This is a genomic window from Alcanivorax sp. HI0044 (genome assembly GCF_001634945.1).
Window position 1 is genome coordinate 1 of sequence record NZ_LWEZ01000492.1, and the last position, 765, is coordinate 765.

1 protein-coding gene is annotated in these 765 nt (G+C 56.6%); it reads left to right on the plus strand.

Translation table 11 applies throughout. The annotated features are described in order from the left end of the window. Nucleotides 1-624, plus strand: a 624-nt coding sequence (locus tag A3730_RS05915) for a thiol:disulfide interchange protein DsbA/DsbL (protein ID WP_197477324.1), incomplete at its 5' end; no start/stop codon positions are given. Between the last annotated feature and the right edge of the window lie 141 nt (nucleotides 625-765).

Genomic DNA, 765 nt, shown 5'->3' on the forward strand with positions numbered 1-765 from the left:
GTGACGGCTTTGCTGCTGAGTCTGGGGCTGGCGACCGGAGTTGCTGCCGCTGAGGAACACACCCGTTTTGCGGTTGATACCCACTACAAGATTCTGGATGTGCCGGGCGCCGTGGATGATCCCAGCAAGGTGGAAGTGCGGGAATTCTTTTCCTATGCCTGCCCGCATTGTTATTCCCTGGAGCCTTCCGTTGACGCGTGGCTGAAAACCAAACCGGATTACATCAACTATGTGCGCACGCCGGTGTTGTTCCTGCGTAATGCCGAGCCGCTGGCCCGTGCCTATTACGTGGAAGAAGCCCTGGGCCTGGTAGATGAAATCCACGGTCCGCTGTTCGACGCGATCCATAAGCACCGTGAGCCCCTGTTCAATGAACCGGCGCTGGCCAACTTCTTCCGCAAGTACGATGTGGACCCTGCCGAGTTCAACAAGCTGTACGGTTCCTTCGGCGTGTCTACCAAGATTCGTCAGGCTGACGCGCTGACCAAGGCTTACCAGATCCCCGGGGTGCCGAACTTCGTAGTGAACGGCAAGTACCTGGTGATGCGTGAGAACCTGAAGAGCGATAAAGAGCTGTTCGCCGTGATTGAGTATTTGGCGAACAAGGAAAAGAAAGGCGGCTGATCGATGCTTCTTGATCGTGCCAGACTGGCCTATCGTGATTGGAAAGCCCGCCCTGCGGGCTTTTCCTTCGCAAGGGAAGGGGTAAGAAAAACCCGCCAGACACGGGAAGTGTTGCTCCCTGACACGGTGAAGCTGATGAGC